The following is a 16016-nucleotide window of genomic DNA, read 5'->3' as shown; positions in this document are numbered from 1 at the left end:
TGATCTCTTAATATAAATGTACTGCTTAGGTGCAAAGTTTTCGCTAAAGTGACTATAGACAAGTGACGATATAAGTAACATTCCTCTTAGCCGTATATTCTAGTATTGCGAAAGCTTGCTATTGATATTGTTTTCACAAAACGCATAAGCATACTTGGCAAATTATTTTGGTCAATTGTTAATTTATCAACATGCCATGCCGCAGGATAAACTATTTAAGGTCATCCCATGGAGTCGATCCCAGTCATCAATAATGCTAACCCACAGCAACCTGCTCCAGCATACCAAAACGATGCCTCAAACGTATCTGCACGTCCAATACCTGTTGAAGTGCTTGTATCACCTAAGGGCGACAGTATTATTCTAAACGGTACAGAATATAATTTAAAGCTCGTTGATGCTCAACAAAGACAAGCACTGATTAACGCCAATCGTTTTCTACTAACGCAAACGACAGCAGAGCCTGCGGCCAATACGACACCTAACGCTGCCATAACAACGGCAAGCCAACCAGCTCAACTCACAGCACTTGGCACCGCATTAACACTAAAATTACCAGAAGCTATTGCTCAGCTCGCCCAGCAAAATGGCATATCATTAGAACGCTTATTCAGCTTAGCTGGGCGCCCTCAAGGTTACCCACTTCCCGATGTCACTATTACCCACAAAGAGTTCCAATTTTCAAATGGGACTGTTATAGCACAAGACGCGGGGACTCGACTGAGTGCTGGTGAATACCAAGCTAAAATTGCCTTGTCACAGGGACGTCCTATATTAGTACTCACCCCTATTGTGAGCAAACTTGAAATCCTTATCGGCGCTTCAATAAATGAAACTAAGATTCCCATAATCGATAAACAAGCGGCAAACGTGGTTATCGCAAAAACAGAACCTGCCCAGATTTATGCTAGCTTTCTGAGGAAGCTAGAAAGCCTTATACCACAACCAGAAATGCGCTCATCAAATGCCACCACGATAAATATAAGCCCTTCCCTTAGTGCCCAAAGCACTTCAGTGGCGGCATCATCGATGACACCAACTTTGGATGCGACCAATCTCGGCCAAGCAACAACCAAAGCTAATGCCAATAATACACAAGCTAACGCACAAACCGGGCAATCGATAACAGCCCCCCGATTACCCCTTGGCAGTTTACCGCCCACTACAGAACAAAACATCACTAACACAGCGACGAATATCTCGTTGCAGAACAGCTCACTTATCGCTGCAACTATCTCTCAATCTGCACATGTTACAAATAATCTTGGGCAAGCTAAGCCAGATGTTCAGCAGATTGACAGTAGCAGTGATGGCGACATTAACGTGAATGATGTACTGCAAAAAGCGTTTAATAAAGCAGGCGCATTACCCTCAGATCAACTGGTATTGCGGAGCAACAATAATCTAGCAACTGAGCTACTTAGACATTTACCGCATATCAACCCACAACCTTTAGGGCAGTTGAGTGATCCTGATTCACTTAAAGCTGAAATACTAGGATTAGCCACACTCAATTTGGCAGCACAACAGCTTAGCCACACATCATCCTTTATGAATGCTGGTGCGATTACGTCATTATTTCAACTATTACTCGGTTTTAGAGCCAAAACTACCAGTGCTTTAAGCCAAAAACTGGCGAATTATCTTGAACAATTACAAGCAAGGACTGGTTTTTCTAACAATCAGCTAAGTCAATTGAGTAAAGCTGGCGGTTTAGAGAGCATGGGACAATTAGCGACCAGTTTACATTTATATCAACAAGCAAGTGGCGAAAATAACGGTAATATCGTTTGGTTTTTTGCTCTCCCCTATAGCATCAATCAACGACACGAACAGCTTGAAGGCAAATTTGAGCAGGAGAATGACGCTGATGAGCAGCAGAAGCATAATGGTTGGCATTTACAACTAAAATTTAATCTTGCACAGGGGCCCCTATTAATATCAGCTCGTTATCACCAACAACTCTTAGAGATTCAATTTAAAGGAAATAACCAAACACTACTCAATAAGGTTGATAACTTTTTAGCTCCCTTAAGCCAAAAACTGTCACAGCTCGGTTTTACGACAAGCGAACTTTCAACCCAGATAGCACCAGTGCCAGCCACATTGCTCCCTGGTGACCATTTTCTAGTAAAAACGAAGGCATAGCGTTTATGAACATCAATGTAAGTGACAAAATGAGCATAATATGACAACCGAAGATAATAAAACCAAGCAAGCTGTAGCCTTGAGTTACGATAGAAAACATGCTCCGAAGATTGTCGCAACAGGTGAAGGACTGATCGCCGAAGAAATTATTGCCCTCGCCAAAGAATCAGGAGTTTATATTCATCAAGATGCGCATCTTAGCAATTTTCTACGCTTATTAGAGTTAGGTGAGGAGATCCCAAAAGAGTTGTATATACTTATTGCAGAACTGATCGCCTTTGTTTATATGCTCGACGGTAAATTCCCCGAGCAATGGAATAATATGCATCAAAAAATTGTTGAAAAAGCTTAGGAGTAAGGAAAAGCAGAACTCTGCGCTAACAGTAAAAACCACCCGCTACGCTTACAGAACACTTCGTTCATGGCTGACGCTTATCGTAAGAGCGGAACCCATTCTGTAAACTGTGAAGCAGCGTCCGTATACTACAAAGTGGCTATCGAGTAGTTGCAAAACACCCTTTGATTTTTCCGTCATCCTTACTCCTACCACGTCATCCTTGCCCCTAAGCCGTCATCCTTGCCCCTAAGCCGTCATCCTCGCCCCTAAGCCGTCATCCTCGCGCATGCGGGGATCCAGCTTTAGCTTTTAAGTCACGGAGCTCTAAAACACCAAAAGACTTCACTGATGGATTCCCGCTTTCGCGGGAATGACGAAGGATGCGAGAATGACGAAGGATGCAGAAATGACAAAAAGTGCGGTGATGCAAAAGGGAGAGCGTCTTAGCCCCTACACTTCGCTATTTACGATGTAACCGGATCAATAATTCAGCTTCAGCTTTGGGAAGTTCACACTCTTTTATCAGTTCATCGACTCCCGCACCAAGTCCGACCATTTTCATCGCACGAGTGTAAAGCTTTGCTTGAGGATCTTGTAAGGTCGTTTCTTCAATGCGCTCGGATTGCTGATGCAACCGCTTTTCTAACTCAATGACTCTGCGCCCCACGCCAATAGTGCCGCTGCGTAATTCCTGCAATTCCCTTTTAAAGGCTTCACGCTGGCGGTCACCTTCCTTGACAAGCACAGTTAACGCTTCAACTTTATTACGTAATTTACTCAACTGCTTTTGTAGATAGAGCACAAGCCCTAAGCACGCAATCACATAGACTAACGCCGCGATCAAAAATTCATCGCCCATTAAAAATCCTTATGCATTTCTATGTATAAATCAGAATAACGGATAAAGAGGATGCATGATTCATGACTCTAATCGCTTTATTGGGAAGCATTGTTCCCCTTTTCCGTTATTGATGGCAATAGCTCATAAAGGTCGAGAGCTTGCTACTAAGCACTCAAAAACGCAACAGTTTAGAGTTGTGTGAGTTCAGCCCATTCTTCATCGGATAATAACTTATCGAGATCAACTAAGATCAACAGCTCATTATCACGGTTACTTACACCTTGAATAAACTTAGCGCTTTCTTCTGTCCCGACATTAGGTGCGTTGTCAATTTCGCTGCGGCGTAAGTAAACAACCTCTGCAACGCTATCCACTAAAATACCGATGACTTGCTTTTCAGCTTCGATAATCACAATACGGGTCGAATCATCGACTTCGGCTGATTGCAAGCCAAAACGTGACCGTGTATCGATAACAGTGACAACATTACCACGTAAGTTAATGATACCTAAAACATAATATGGAGCACCAGGCACTGGCGCTATTTCGGTATAGCGCAGCACTTCTTGCACTTGCATTACGTTGATACCATAAGTTTCGTTGTCTAACTTAAAGGTAACCCATTGTAATACTACATCATCTTTACTTGCAGCTACGGCTGCGACATTTCTTGTATCTTTCATGTTTACCTCAACCAATTGAGTCCTGACAACCTAAACCCGCATCAAGCATTTCAACTAAGGCTTGTACGTGCAAAATACCACACATTTGTTCTTTAACGACACCAGCGAGCCAAGGCCGTTTACCTGCTTTGCTGCGCCAGTTTACTTGCGATTTATTAATTTTTACAGCATTGACTAAAGACTCACAAGTTAATCCCCAGTTACTGCCTTCTAACAATACAAGATATTGATAATTTACCGATTGCGCCAGTTTATCTGTGTATTTTTCTGGCATAACCCAAGCGCAAGTATCGACAATGTTTAATTGTTCTTCCCTGTGGCTTTGCACACCTAAAAACCACGATGGACGGCCAATAATATGGTTAATCCGTTCCACTTTAACAATGCCACCTAAACTCACTAGCGGTACGGCTAATGTTAACCCAGCCACTTTAAAGAATAGTACCTGAAACTCATCATCGAGCACTTCTTGAAGATCTTTTGTGATACTCGGTGGTGTAATACCAAGCTGAGTCTCTGGCTTATTGACTAAAATAGCCTCTTCACGCCCAACAGTAAGAGGCTCTTCGGCGGCAAAAGATATAGGCTGTTCAGTATCATCAACAGGCTTACCCTCGGAAACAATCTCCGGTTGTATAAGCTCTTCAATGATTTTTGGTTCTGTTTTAACTTCCGTTTTTAATACTGGTGCCAGTAGTTTTTCAAGCGATTGCTTATCTACTTTAGGCGCGACCTCACTCAAAACCACATTGGGACTGGGTGCCTTTACTTTAGCGAATTGCACCTCAGGGGTGACGGTTATTGTCTGATGTAAACGTACTGATGCACGTTCCGCTAAAATCGCATCATCGAGTGATGTAACCTCATTCCCGATCGCCTCCCGTTGTAGAGACTTATCCCCATGTGATGGTGGCTTGGAAATACCTGTAATTGAACTGTCATTCTCATGCAGCAATAATTCAAAAAAATCAAAAACAGTTTCATCAACCGATTTTGACATGGCCAAACTCCCCGACTAATAAAAAATCTAACAATCTTTCATAGGCTTTTACGCCACGACACCCACTTGCATAATGCGAGGCGGGTAAATGTGCCAAACTGGCATCTCTAAACTTAGTATCGACGGGAATAACATCACGCCACAGGGAACCTGAATATTGTTCGCTTAATATTTGTAAGGCCGCGGGAGAAGCTTTAGTACGTTTATCATACATCGTTGGAACAACGGTATAACTGTATTGGGTTTTCTTGGAGCGCCCCATTAATTCCATTGTCTTGACCATGCGCTCCAAACCTTTAATGGCTAAAAATTCGGTTTGTACGGGAATAACGATATGCTGACTCGCAGCAAGGGCATTCACCATAAGCACCCCTAAAACTGGTGGGCAATCTACAATTGCCACATCATATTCATCGGCAACAAGTGCTAAAAGATTACGCAGAACCAGCCCCATCCCTTCTTGATGACCTAACGCTCTGTCTAACGTCGCTAGCGCCATGGTCGCAGGTAAGAGATCCAAACCATCTACCAAGGTTGGCACTATATGAGAACAAACCAACTCTTTTGTTAAGTTCTGATGAGCAAGAAATACATCAAATAGTGAACCTGGTACTTTTTCAGAGTCAATGCCTAAGTAATATCCAAGTGATGCATGGGGATCTGTATCGATCATTAGCACACGCTTACCGCGCTTAGTCAGTACTCCTGCTAAGCTCGCCACCGTTGTGGTTTTACCCACACCGCCTTTTTGATTTGCTATGGTCCATACTTTCAAGAAGTGATCCTCTCGTTATTCCGACTTAAACATGCATTGAATCACGATTGAAAAAGACTAATCGCCTTCCCTTGTTGTTACCCTTATCCCACCATTTGGTAGGCTAATCACTTTAACGCCATCAGCATTCTCTGACACCACTACAGGCACAACGTCAGTATTTACTTTACCCGTTGACGGTTCAGTTGATTTAGGTGGTAACGCCAAATTAATTGACGAAGGTTCTGCATTTAAGTCTACCGTAACTGCTTTTTGCTCACCCGGTGAAGCTAATTTCAACATAGCTTGAGTCTGATCAGGATGAGTCGCTAGCCATGTTGCAATCGCTTCAGCTTGCTCATCAGGTACCATAAGTAAAACTTGAGTTGATTCGAGACGTTTTACATCTTCATGCAACAATTTGATTTTATGTCGATAGTCGAGACTTAACGCGCCCAGACAAATAATGGTAATCACCATTAATACCATAATGAGCACGACATTCGTGCTCATTGGCTTTTTGACATTAGTTACATTAGCCACGAACAGACTCTTTTAAAATTGACTCAGCCATATTGTCGAGTGAAATAGATTGGCTCGCAATTCCCGCACTCGCAACTGCCTGCGGCATGCCGTAAACCACGCAACTGGCTTCATCCTGTGCCCAAATAGTCGCTCCAGCCGATTTAAGCATACGCGCTCCTTCTCGACCATCGGCTCCCATACCCGTCAAGACAACAGCAAGTACATCACCACCATAGGCTTTCGATGCTGATGCAAAAGTAATATCGACGCAGGGCTTATAATTCATCTCAGCACTCCCTGCGATGACTTTGATTCGGCCACTGGCACCACTGCGTTCGATCATCATCTGCATGCCACCCGGCGCTAAGTAAGCACAACCTGGTCGAAGTAAATCACCATTTGCAGCTTCTTTCACTTCAATCTTACATAACCCATTTAGACGATTCGCGAAAGCTGGTGTAAAGGCTGCCGGCATATGCTGAATGAGTAAAATAGGGTGAGGATAATTGGCTGGAAACTGCGTCAAAATCTTTTGCAATGCGACTGGGCCGCCAGTAGAAGTGCCAATCAGCAGTAATTTGTATTGTTTACCACTCGCACGGATAGACGAAGCTGTGGATGTCCGAATAGGCGCAGTGGCAACAGGCGTCGTGTTCCCCAGAACAGAAGTGGTACTCGTTCGAGATGTAGGCGTTGGCAACACCGAAGGTCTTACTATCGGGCGAAACATTCTCCTGCGACCAAGGGCTTTCACTCTTTGCTGGAGTAAAAGAATGGCATCATCTTTATTTGTTGCAATATCTTCAAAGCGCTTAGGTAAAAAATCTAACGCACCCGCATCTAACGCATCTAACGTGGCTTTGGCACCGTCATGGGTCAAAGATGAAAACATTAATATGGGTGTTGGACACTTTGCCATGATCTCACGGACGGCAGTAATACCATCCATGACGGGCATTTCAATATCCATGGTAATCACTTGGGGATTAAGTTCAGCAGCCATCTTTACCGCTTCGGCCCCATTTGAGGCCGTCGCAATTACTTCCAGTTCAGGATCTTGATTGACTATTTCACTAACACGTCGCCTAAAAAAACTTGAGTCATCAACGACTAATACTTTAATGGCCATTCCATTCCTTAGCTTGGAAACTAACTTTTATTCTTTGCATAATGCTTTAATAGCCCTGGTACATCTAAAATCAGAGCAATACCGCCATCAGAGGTGATCGTTGCACCAGCCATACCTGGTGTGCCGTGTAACATGGCTCCAAGCGGTTTGATAACCACTTCTTCTTGGCCAATTAAAGCATCTACAACAAATCCTATCTGCATCATACCTAATTGCACGATAACAACATGGCCATGTTTCTTATCACCATGTTTAAAACTCGTTTTATTCTTATGTAACCAGTGTTCCAAATAGAACAGTGGTACAGCCTTATTACGCACTATGACGGTGAGTTGTCCATCAACAATGTTGGTTTTTGTTAGGTCAAGGTGGAATATCTCATTCACACTCGATAGCGGCAGAGCAAATACTTGCTGTGCCACATCCACCATCAGGGTTGGCATAATCGCAAGTGTTAAGGGAACTTTAATTTCAAGCACCGTCCCCTTACCTTTCATTGAGTCTATATGAACAGTACCATTTAGTTGAGCGATACGGGTCTTAACTACATCCATACCAACGCCACGACCTGAAATATCGGAAATTTCCACCTTTGTTGAAAAACCAGGCGCAAAAATCAGATTATAAGCCTCAGTGTCTGTCATACGCGCGGCGGCATCGTCATCGAGCACTCCACGTTTAATCGCGATTTGCTTAAGTTTTTCAGGATCCATCCCTGCACCATCATCTTCGATTTTAAGCAGAATATGGTCACCTTCTTGGCTGGCAGATAAGGTAATAGTCCCTGTTCTAGGCTTACCGCTAGCTTCACGCTCATTTGGCATTTCTATGCCATGGTCAACCGAGTTACGCACTAAGTGAACCAGAGGATCGGCGAGGGCCTCCACTAGGTTTTTATCTAAATCGGTCTCTTCACCGATCATAACCAAGTCAATTTCTTTGTTCAGTGTACGTGCTAAATCGCGAACAACACGGGGAAAACGCCCAAACACCTTTTTAATCGGTTGCATACGGGTCTTCATCACTGCGCCTTGTAAATCCGCAGTCACAAGATCTAAGTTAGCAAGCGCTTTAGACATTTCCTCGTCATCACGACTAATGCCTAAACTGACAAGACGATTTCGCACTAATACCAGCTCACCGACCATGTTCATAATTTGATCAAGGCGTGCAGTATCGACTCGAACTGTAGTTTCACCTTGAGGAACGTTGGCTGATGCCGCTGCTTTCGCGGGCGCTTTATCAGCGACAGCAATCTCAGTTTTAGCCGCAACGACAGGCGCATTCACTGTGGCGGCCACGTTAGCCGTTGACGTTATTGGCGCAGCCTTAGGCACAACTGAAGGTGTTGATGATGCTGCAACAGGGATGCTTGCTTTTGCCGGTGCCCCACCTTTACCATGCAATTCATCAAGCAATCGCTCAAACTCATCATCGGTAATTTCATCCGAATCAACAGGTGGCACTGGCGGCGTGACAACTGCTTTAGGTTTAGCTGGCGCGTCAACTTCGACTTTAAACTGACCAGAACCATGCAACTCATCGAGTAAAGCTTCAAATTCATCGTCGGTAATATCATCAGTCGACGCAGGAGCTTTCGCTGTTGGCACAGATTGGGGTGGCACGGCGCTCCCTACTGAACTGACAGCAGGACCTTTCCCCTCTCCGTGCAAAGCATCTAACAGTGCCTCAAATTCCGCTTCATCAATTTCATCAATACTTGAGCTTCCGCTTATTTCCGTTGCTTCAACGGGCATTTCCTCAATAACAGCAACTTCAACAAGCTCGGGTTCTGGCTCTGGTTCAGTCATGGCAACAGGTGAACTTGGGTTTAATTCAGAGGGTAATGGCGCGCCAGAACTGAGCATTTTTAATTTTGCTAATAATACTGGATCGGCGGGGTCTTGTTGTTCACCCTGTTGAGTTTGAGCGAACATAGTATTAATGGCGTCAACAGCGTGCAGAATGATATCCATTAATTCAGCATTAACTTTTCGCTTGCCGGTACGTAACAAGTCAAAAGTATTTTCAGCTTCATGGCAAACATCAACCATGGGAGTCAAACTGAGAAAGCCGGCGCCGCCTTTAACGGTATGAAATCCCCTGAAAATGGCATTAAGCAAGTCAGTATCATCAGGATTATTTTCTAGGGCAACAAGTTGCTCCTGTAGCAGTTCTAAAATCTCACCTGCTTCGATTAAAAAGTCCTGGAGTATCTCTTCATCTACATCAAAGGCCATCAAATTGACTCCCAGTTAGAAACCTAGACTCGATAGAAGATCATCTACTTCGTCTTGACCCGTTACCACATCTTGACGAAGCTCGGCATTCATTATCGGGCCTTCTGCTTCAATATTATTTTTCTGAATAACCTGGTGCTCAATTATTGGTTGCTCACCAAATACCGTCAGCATTGATACCAAGTTACTTTCAACTTCCATTACTAAATCGATAACACGGCGTATCATTTGTCCGGTGAGATCTTGAAAATCCTGCGCCATCAATATTTGATTAAGCAAATCACGTAATCGATCAGAATCTTGCTCACTGCGCAACATTAAGTGCTGCACATCATGGCATAGGGCTTTAAACTCAGTTAATGCAATGTCTCGCCGCATTAACCTATCCCAAGATGGCATAACCTGTTGAATATTTGTCGTTAAGGCATTTGCTAATGGCAAACATTCCTCAACTGCATCCATGGTTTTATTCGCAGCTTGCTCTGTCATATCAATAACATAGTTCAATCTTTGTTTCGCATCAGGTATGTCAGTATTCGCCAACTGAACTAAACGATTATCGACCTGAAAATCCATCAATGCACTATGAAGTTGTCGAGTGAGCTTACCTACCTCATCGAAGAGTTCCCTCTGAAGTGGAGCAGCAAGTTCTCTAAATAAATCATCAGCTTGAGACTGTTCACCTGCACTTAGTAATTCAACTAAATGCTGAGCCTGCTCTAGCGTGATGAGCCCTGATGTATGTGACTTCATAGCTCATCCCTGCCTAAGCGAGTCGTTCGAATATTTTATCTAACTTTTCTTTTAACGTAGCTGCTGTGAAAGGTTTTACGACATAGCCGTTTACCCCCGCTTGGGCCGCAGCGATAATTTGTTCACGTTTTGCCTCAGCAGTAACCATTAACACTGGTAAATGCTTAAGAGAGTCGTCTGCGCGAATAGCTCTTAACAGATCAATCCCTTGCATGCCGGGCATATTCCAATCTGTAACAACGAAATCAAAATCCCCCTTTTGCAACATCGGCAGGGCGGTTGAGCCATCGTCTGCTTCTTGGGTGTTGTTAAACCCCAAGTCTCGCAACAAGTTCTTGATGATACGTCTCATTGTTGAAAAGTCGTCAACAATGAGAATCTTCATATTCTTGTCCAAGGTTTCCTCCGGTGAGCTGACATTATGTGCTCGATTAATAATTATACTTATGTCCAGTGCTTGAGTTTAGCTTTGAGTCGCAACATAGCCTGACTTAATATCTGGCTAACTCGCGATTCGCTTACTTCAAGAATGGCGCCAATCTCTTTTAAATTCAATGCTTCATCGTAGTACAGCGATAACACTAACGCATCTCTTTCTGGCAATAATTTTATTGCCTCAACTAATGCGGAATGAAACTGAGTCTCAGCGAGAGCTTCAAACGAGCCATCGTCGGACCTATCGCTCAGCGTTAGTATATCTTGCGATACACCTAAGTCTTCTATCCCTATGATTTTTCCGACAGAAACATCGTTAAGAATATGATGGTACTCATCGAGCGTCATATCAAGTTTTTCTGCAATTTCTGTGTCACGTGCATCACGGCCCAGTTCTTTTTCTAACTCATCAATGGCTTGTGCTACCCTACGATTATTACGATGAACAGAACGTGGGACCCAATCACCTCGACGAATTTCGTCCAGCATGGCACCACGGATCCGTATGCCAGCGAAGGTTTCAAATTTTGCACCTTTGCCACCATCAAACTTGGATGATGCTTCTAATAGTCCCATCATCCCAGCTTGTAGTAGATCATCTAGCTGCACAGAAGCTGGCAGTCTGGCGAGTAAATGATGTGCAATTCTTTTAACCAACGGAGCATACTGTTCAACGATAGACGATTTATTGTCTAAACAAGTATACGCTGCGGCTTTATTCACTCGTTTTTTCCTCTTGAAAATCTGGTCGTTGGACTAAACGTTCAACGAAAAACTCCAAATGCCCACCAGGTTGTTGCGGTACAGGCCAACTCATGATTTTATTGGCTAAGCCTTGGTATGCGATCGCTGCAGGTGATTTAGGATAAGCTTCAACCACTAACTTTTGCTTACGCACAGACTTACGCAAATTTTCATCAAATGGAATCGTTGCAACGAGCTCAAGTGCCACATCTAAAAATCGGTCGGTCACTTTACTGAGTTTAGCAAATAATTCCATCCCTTCGCGTAAACTACGCACCATATTGGCAACAATTTTAAAACGAAATACACCGTGTTCACGGCTGAGAATTTTAATTAACGCATAGGCGTCGGTGATTGAGGTAGGCTCGTCACATACAACGACTAGCACATCCTGCGAAGCACGTGAGAAACTGAGTACCATATCGGAAATCCCTGCAGCAGTATCGACCACAAGAATATCAAATTGTGCGCGCATCTCACTGAAAGCACGGATTAATCCAGCATGCTGAGCAGGACTTAGTTCCACCATACCTTGGGTGCCTGAAGTCGCTGGTACGATACCAATACCTTTAGGCCCACGGACAATAATATCGTCAAGTTCAGCATCACCCGATAATACATGGGAGAGGTTACGCTCGGCACGGATCCCCAACATGACATCGACATTGGCTAAGCCAAGGTCTGCGTCAAGCACTAAGACACGCTTGCCCTTTTCGGCTAATGCCACTGCGGTATTAATTGATACGCTGGTTTTACCCACGCCACCTTTACCACCTGTGACAGCGATTACTTTCACTTTTTCGTTATAGGGTTGATTCATCATACGTAAACCACTTGCTTGATCCAGGGTCATAACTCTACTCAAATGCACAGGCCATATTATCTGACCACGCTGTGTCTTGTAATGATTGTTGTTCTGTACTATCTAATGTCGCAAGCGCCTGCTGCGCTAACATTAGGGTGTCTGCGACTTTCATATCTTCTGGAACCCTTTGTCCATCAGTAACATAACTTAATGGTAGCCCACTTTGGATCAACACACTCAGCGCACCCGCGAGGGAGACTGATTCATCGAGTTTTGTGAGCACGGCACCAGATAAAGGAATGCGTTTAAAATGATTAACAGCATCTTGCAACACTCGGCGCTGTCCTGTGGCAGACAGTACCAGATAACTGCGAATAGGTATTCTGCTATTTGCAGTTAAATTATCAAGTTGCTGGTAAAGCCGCATATCTCGTTGCCCCATACCAGCGGTATCTATCAATACTAGCTTGCGATTTCTGAACTGATAAAGAATTTGTTCTAATTCATTGAGATCATGGGCTTGCTTAACTGGACAGCCCATTATTTTGCCATAGGTCGCTAATTGCTCATAGGCGCCAATGCGATAATGATCTGTGGTAATTAATGCGACTTGTTCCGGCCCATGGTGAGCAGCAAAACGCGCAGCCAATTTAGCTAATGAGGTCGTTTTACCCACACCAGTAGGGCCAACTAAAGCCACTACTCCACCCTGCCTAACTATATCATCACCTTGATTATCAAGCATATTAGCTAGACTTTGGGGTAGTGCTCGCACTAACTCAGCAGGGGTATAATGCTGACTCAACGCGGCTAATTTCGCAGCAACTGCAGGAGAAAATTCGGCTTCAAGTAACTTAGATTCCAGCATAGCGCCAACGGGATCGATACGTTTTTTATGCTCTGTCATCAAAGAAGACACTTGGTGAGTCAGTAAATTACGTAGTGATGCTAATTCATCACGCATGGCTTCAATATCAGCATTTTGTTTTTGTGTGGTTTGCGGCTTTTTATCAAAAGCGGCCGGAATGTCTCGGCGCTCAGACTTCGATGCTACTGGTGCCTGTAACCCTTTTGCCCATACGGGTAAATCGGCCTCAGGTTGCTGATGCGATAACTGCTGATTTAAACGGCTTTGTTGTTTCTCGAGCAAAGCTTGTAATGAATCTGCTGGCGCCGATGGTTTGACACTGCTCTGTGCACGCACAGGCTGCTTTCCACCAAGAGACACTAAGTCATCACTGACATCCATAAAAGTAGGTGCAGGAGGTGTCGCGGACGCCTTCGCTTTTGGCTCATCGTAGTCAACCGCGGCGACAATTTCGATACCGCCATTTACCTTTTTGTTTGACATGATAACGGCATCTGAGCCGAGAGTGTCTTTCACTTGGGCCAGTGCGGCACGCATGTCTTTGGCAAAAAATCGTTTAATCTTCACTTATGCGTCCTCTACTGGCCGACAGCAGATACAATGCGTATTTGCTTTTCATCGGGGATTTCTTGGTAAGAAATCACTCTGAGATTAGGAATAGTATGTTTAACAAACCGTGACAGCGTCGCGCGTAACATACCAGACGTTAACAATATGGCAGGCTGTCCAACCATTTCTTGCTTTTGAGCCGCATCAGCCAATGACTGCTGCATACGCTCCGCAAGACCGGGTTCAATATTTGGACCATCACCACCAGTTGCTTGCATTGATTGATGCAACATCTGTTCCAACTCTGGCGCCAAAGTAATGACGGGGATTTCGAGTTCTGGGCCAGATATTTCTTGGACTATCATACGTTTCAGCGCAATACGTACGGCGGCGGTCAACACTTCTGTATCATTGCTCTTAGTGCCGTATTCTAACAAAGTTTGTACTATTGTACGCAAGTCTCTGACAGAAACGCCTTCATTTAATAGGTTTTGCATCACTTTTACGACACTACCCAGTGGCATCACATCAGGAATAAACCCATCAACAAGCTTAGGAGAATGCTTAGCAAGCATATCCATCAGTTGTTGCACTTCTTCGTAACCTAAAAGTTTTGCGGCATTATTGGTGAGTAATTGACTAATATGGGTCGCAACGACAGTTGCAGCATCAACCACAGTGTAACCTAAGGTCTGTGCATGCTCGCGGAGTTCTGGGGCAATCCAGACCGCTTCAAGACCAAAAGCAGGATCGCGAGTTTCAATGCCATCAAGCTTACCGTACACTTGCCCAGGATTAATAGCTAACTCACAATCATGGCGAATATCAGCCTCACCAACCACAACCCCCATAAGGGAAATACGATAGGCATTGGGGGATAAATCCAAGTTGTCACGAATATGCACTGCGGGTACGAGGAAACCAAGCTCCTGCGAGAGTTTCTTACGCACCCCTTTAATACGACTCAATAATTCCCCACCCTGGCCTTTATCGACTAATGGGATTAAGCGATAACCCACTTCTAGGCCGATAGTGTCAACATGGTGTACATCATCCCAGCTCAACTCTTTAGGCTCTTTGTCTTGTCTTTCTATCGGACCCGTTTTGACTTGTTCTAAGGCTTTTAAGCGTTTATTTTCATTACGTTTAAATACAAAATACGCAGCACCAGCAGTAATAACAGCAAAGCCAAGGAACGCCATGTGAGGCATTCCTGGCACAATGCCCATGACAAAGAGAACACCCGCTGCAATCCCTAAAGATTTATGACTGTCAAACATCTGACTCATCAGCATTTGGCCCATGTCACCCGATTCATTTTGACGGGTCACCATTAATGCCGCAGCAATGGACAGCAATAGTCCTGGAATTTGCGCAACCAGACCATCACCTATGGTCAAAAGCGTATAAATCTCGACAGCTTGAGAAAAACTCAAGCCATGTTGAACAATACCAATAATAAAGCCACCGAGGATGTTGATGACTAAGATCATAATCCCCGCAATAGCATCGCCTTTCACGAATTTAGAGGCACCATCCATCGCACCATAGAAATCTGCCTCGCGGGTCACCTCAGCTCGACGTAACCTTGCCTGCTCTTGATTGAGAGTTCCAGCGTTTAGATCGGCATCAATCGCCATTTGCTTACCAGGCATAGCGTCTAGGGTAAAGCGAGCACTCACCTCAGCAATACGACCAGCACCTTTTGTCACCACAGCAAAGTTAATAATGATCAGGATGATAAATACCACTAAACCCACTGCATAGTTACCACCAATCACCACAGAGCCGAATGCCTCAATCACTTTACCTGCGGCATCCCCCCCATTATGGCCTTCAAGCAACACAACACGGGTTGACGCCACGTTAAGGGCGAGTCGCAATAAGGTGGCAACCAAAAGCACGGTTGGAAATGCGGCAAAATCTAAGGGTCTATCAGTATAAATAGCGACTAGTAATACGATTAATGCGAGGGCGATATTAAAGGAAAATAAAATATCGAGTAAGAACGGTGGAATAGGCAATACAATCATTGCTAATGCGGCAAGCACTAACATAGGCGTACCTATGCCTTTGAACGTACTAAGTCTTACCTGCTTAACTTGGCCTAAAGCCGCTTTAACATCCATTCACTATTACCTAAACTTTGACGTATAAAAGCGGAAAAGCAAAAATCGCGCCAAGAGGACACTTAAAATTTGAAGA

At 44.2% G+C, this 16016-nt stretch carries 15 protein-coding genes; 2 read left to right on the top strand and 13 right to left on the bottom strand.

Annotated features, from left to right (window positions below; all coding sequences use genetic code 11):
• The first annotated feature begins 228 nt into the window (after positions 1 to 228).
• Both SPUTW3181_RS07540 and SPUTW3181_RS07535 read left to right on the top strand, forming a co-directional pair.
• Positions 229 to 2148: a hypothetical protein gene (locus SPUTW3181_RS07540; RefSeq protein ID WP_011788799.1), complete on the top strand. Its 1920-nt coding sequence runs from the start codon at positions 229 to 231 to the stop codon at positions 2146 to 2148.
• Positions 2149 to 2188: 40 nt separating this feature from the next.
• Positions 2189 to 2500 (top strand): EscU/YscU/HrcU family type III secretion system export apparatus switch protein, encoded by a 312-nt coding sequence (locus SPUTW3181_RS07535; protein ID WP_011788798.1) that lies wholly within the window; start codon positions 2189 to 2191, stop codon positions 2498 to 2500.
• A gap of 445 nt (positions 2501 to 2945) precedes the next feature.
• Here SPUTW3181_RS07535 and SPUTW3181_RS07530 read toward each other — a convergent pair whose 3' ends face one another.
• The 13 genes from SPUTW3181_RS07530 to flhA all read right to left on the bottom strand — a co-directional run bounded on the left by SPUTW3181_RS07530 (position 2946) and on the right by flhA (position 15940).
• Positions 2946 to 3344 carry a DUF2802 domain-containing protein gene (locus SPUTW3181_RS07530; RefSeq protein WP_011788797.1) on the bottom strand — a complete coding sequence of 133 codons (399 nt, stop codon included), beginning with the start codon at positions 3342 to 3344 and terminating at the stop codon, positions 2946 to 2948.
• A 170-nt stretch (positions 3345 to 3514) separates the two neighbouring features.
• Entirely contained in the window at positions 3515 to 4009 is a 495-nt protein-coding gene (locus SPUTW3181_RS07525) for a chemotaxis protein CheW (RefSeq protein ID WP_011788796.1), read from the bottom strand.
• A 7-nt stretch (positions 4010 to 4016) separates the two neighbouring features.
• Entirely contained in the window at positions 4017 to 5009 is a 993-nt protein-coding gene (locus tag SPUTW3181_RS07520) for a chemotaxis protein CheW (protein ID WP_011788795.1), read from the bottom strand.
• Entirely contained in the window at positions 4993 to 5784 is a 792-nt protein-coding gene (locus tag SPUTW3181_RS07515; protein WP_011788794.1) for a ParA family protein, read from the bottom strand. Before SPUTW3181_RS07515 ends, SPUTW3181_RS07520 begins: the two co-directional genes overlap by 17 nt.
• A 57-nt stretch (positions 5785 to 5841) precedes the next feature.
• A complete protein-coding gene (locus SPUTW3181_RS07510) occupies positions 5842 to 6276 on the bottom strand; it encodes a hypothetical protein (RefSeq protein ID WP_011788793.1) in 435 nt (144 codons plus the stop codon).
• A gap of 22 nt (positions 6277 to 6298) precedes the next feature.
• Positions 6299 to 7417 (bottom strand): protein-glutamate methylesterase/protein-glutamine glutaminase, encoded by a 1119-nt coding sequence (locus SPUTW3181_RS07505; RefSeq protein WP_011788792.1) that lies wholly within the window; start codon positions 7415 to 7417, stop codon positions 6299 to 6301.
• Positions 7418 to 7437: 20 nt separating this feature from the next.
• The gene (locus SPUTW3181_RS07500; RefSeq protein ID WP_011788791.1) at positions 7438 to 9657 is read right to left on the bottom strand and encodes a chemotaxis protein CheA; all 2220 of its coding nucleotides are present in this window, start codon (positions 9655 to 9657) and stop codon (positions 7438 to 7440) included.
• 15 nt (positions 9658 to 9672) lie between these two features.
• A complete protein-coding gene (locus SPUTW3181_RS07495; RefSeq protein ID WP_011788790.1) occupies positions 9673 to 10410 on the bottom strand; it encodes a protein phosphatase CheZ in 738 nt (245 codons plus the stop codon).
• Between the two features lie 13 nt (positions 10411 to 10423).
• A complete protein-coding gene (cheY, locus tag SPUTW3181_RS07490) occupies positions 10424 to 10807 on the bottom strand; it encodes a chemotaxis response regulator CheY (RefSeq protein WP_011919599.1) in 384 nt (127 codons plus the stop codon).
• A 47-nt stretch (positions 10808 to 10854) separates the two neighbouring features.
• Positions 10855 to 11568 (bottom strand): RNA polymerase sigma factor FliA, encoded by a 714-nt coding sequence (locus tag SPUTW3181_RS07485; RefSeq protein ID WP_011788789.1) that lies wholly within the window; start codon positions 11566 to 11568, stop codon positions 10855 to 10857.
• Positions 11561 to 12442: a MinD/ParA family protein gene (locus SPUTW3181_RS07480; protein ID WP_011788788.1), complete on the bottom strand. Its 882-nt coding sequence runs from the start codon at positions 12440 to 12442 to the stop codon at positions 11561 to 11563. Before SPUTW3181_RS07480 ends, SPUTW3181_RS07485 begins: the two co-directional genes overlap by 8 nt.
• Before the next feature lie 4 nt (positions 12443 to 12446).
• Entirely contained in the window at positions 12447 to 13829 is a 1383-nt protein-coding gene (flhF, locus tag SPUTW3181_RS07475; protein ID WP_011788787.1) for a flagellar biosynthesis protein FlhF, read from the bottom strand.
• Positions 13830 to 13840: 11 nt separating this feature from the next.
• Positions 13841 to 15940: a flagellar biosynthesis protein FlhA gene (gene flhA, locus SPUTW3181_RS07470; protein ID WP_011788786.1), complete on the bottom strand. Its 2100-nt coding sequence runs from the start codon at positions 15938 to 15940 to the stop codon at positions 13841 to 13843.
• Positions 15941 to 16016: the final 76 nt, after the last annotated feature.

The organism is Shewanella sp. W3-18-1, from assembly GCF_000015185.1.
GTDB classification, from domain to species: Bacteria; Pseudomonadota; Gammaproteobacteria; order Enterobacterales; family Shewanellaceae; genus Shewanella; species Shewanella putrefaciens.
This window is presented reverse-complemented; position numbering and strand designations above follow the sequence as displayed.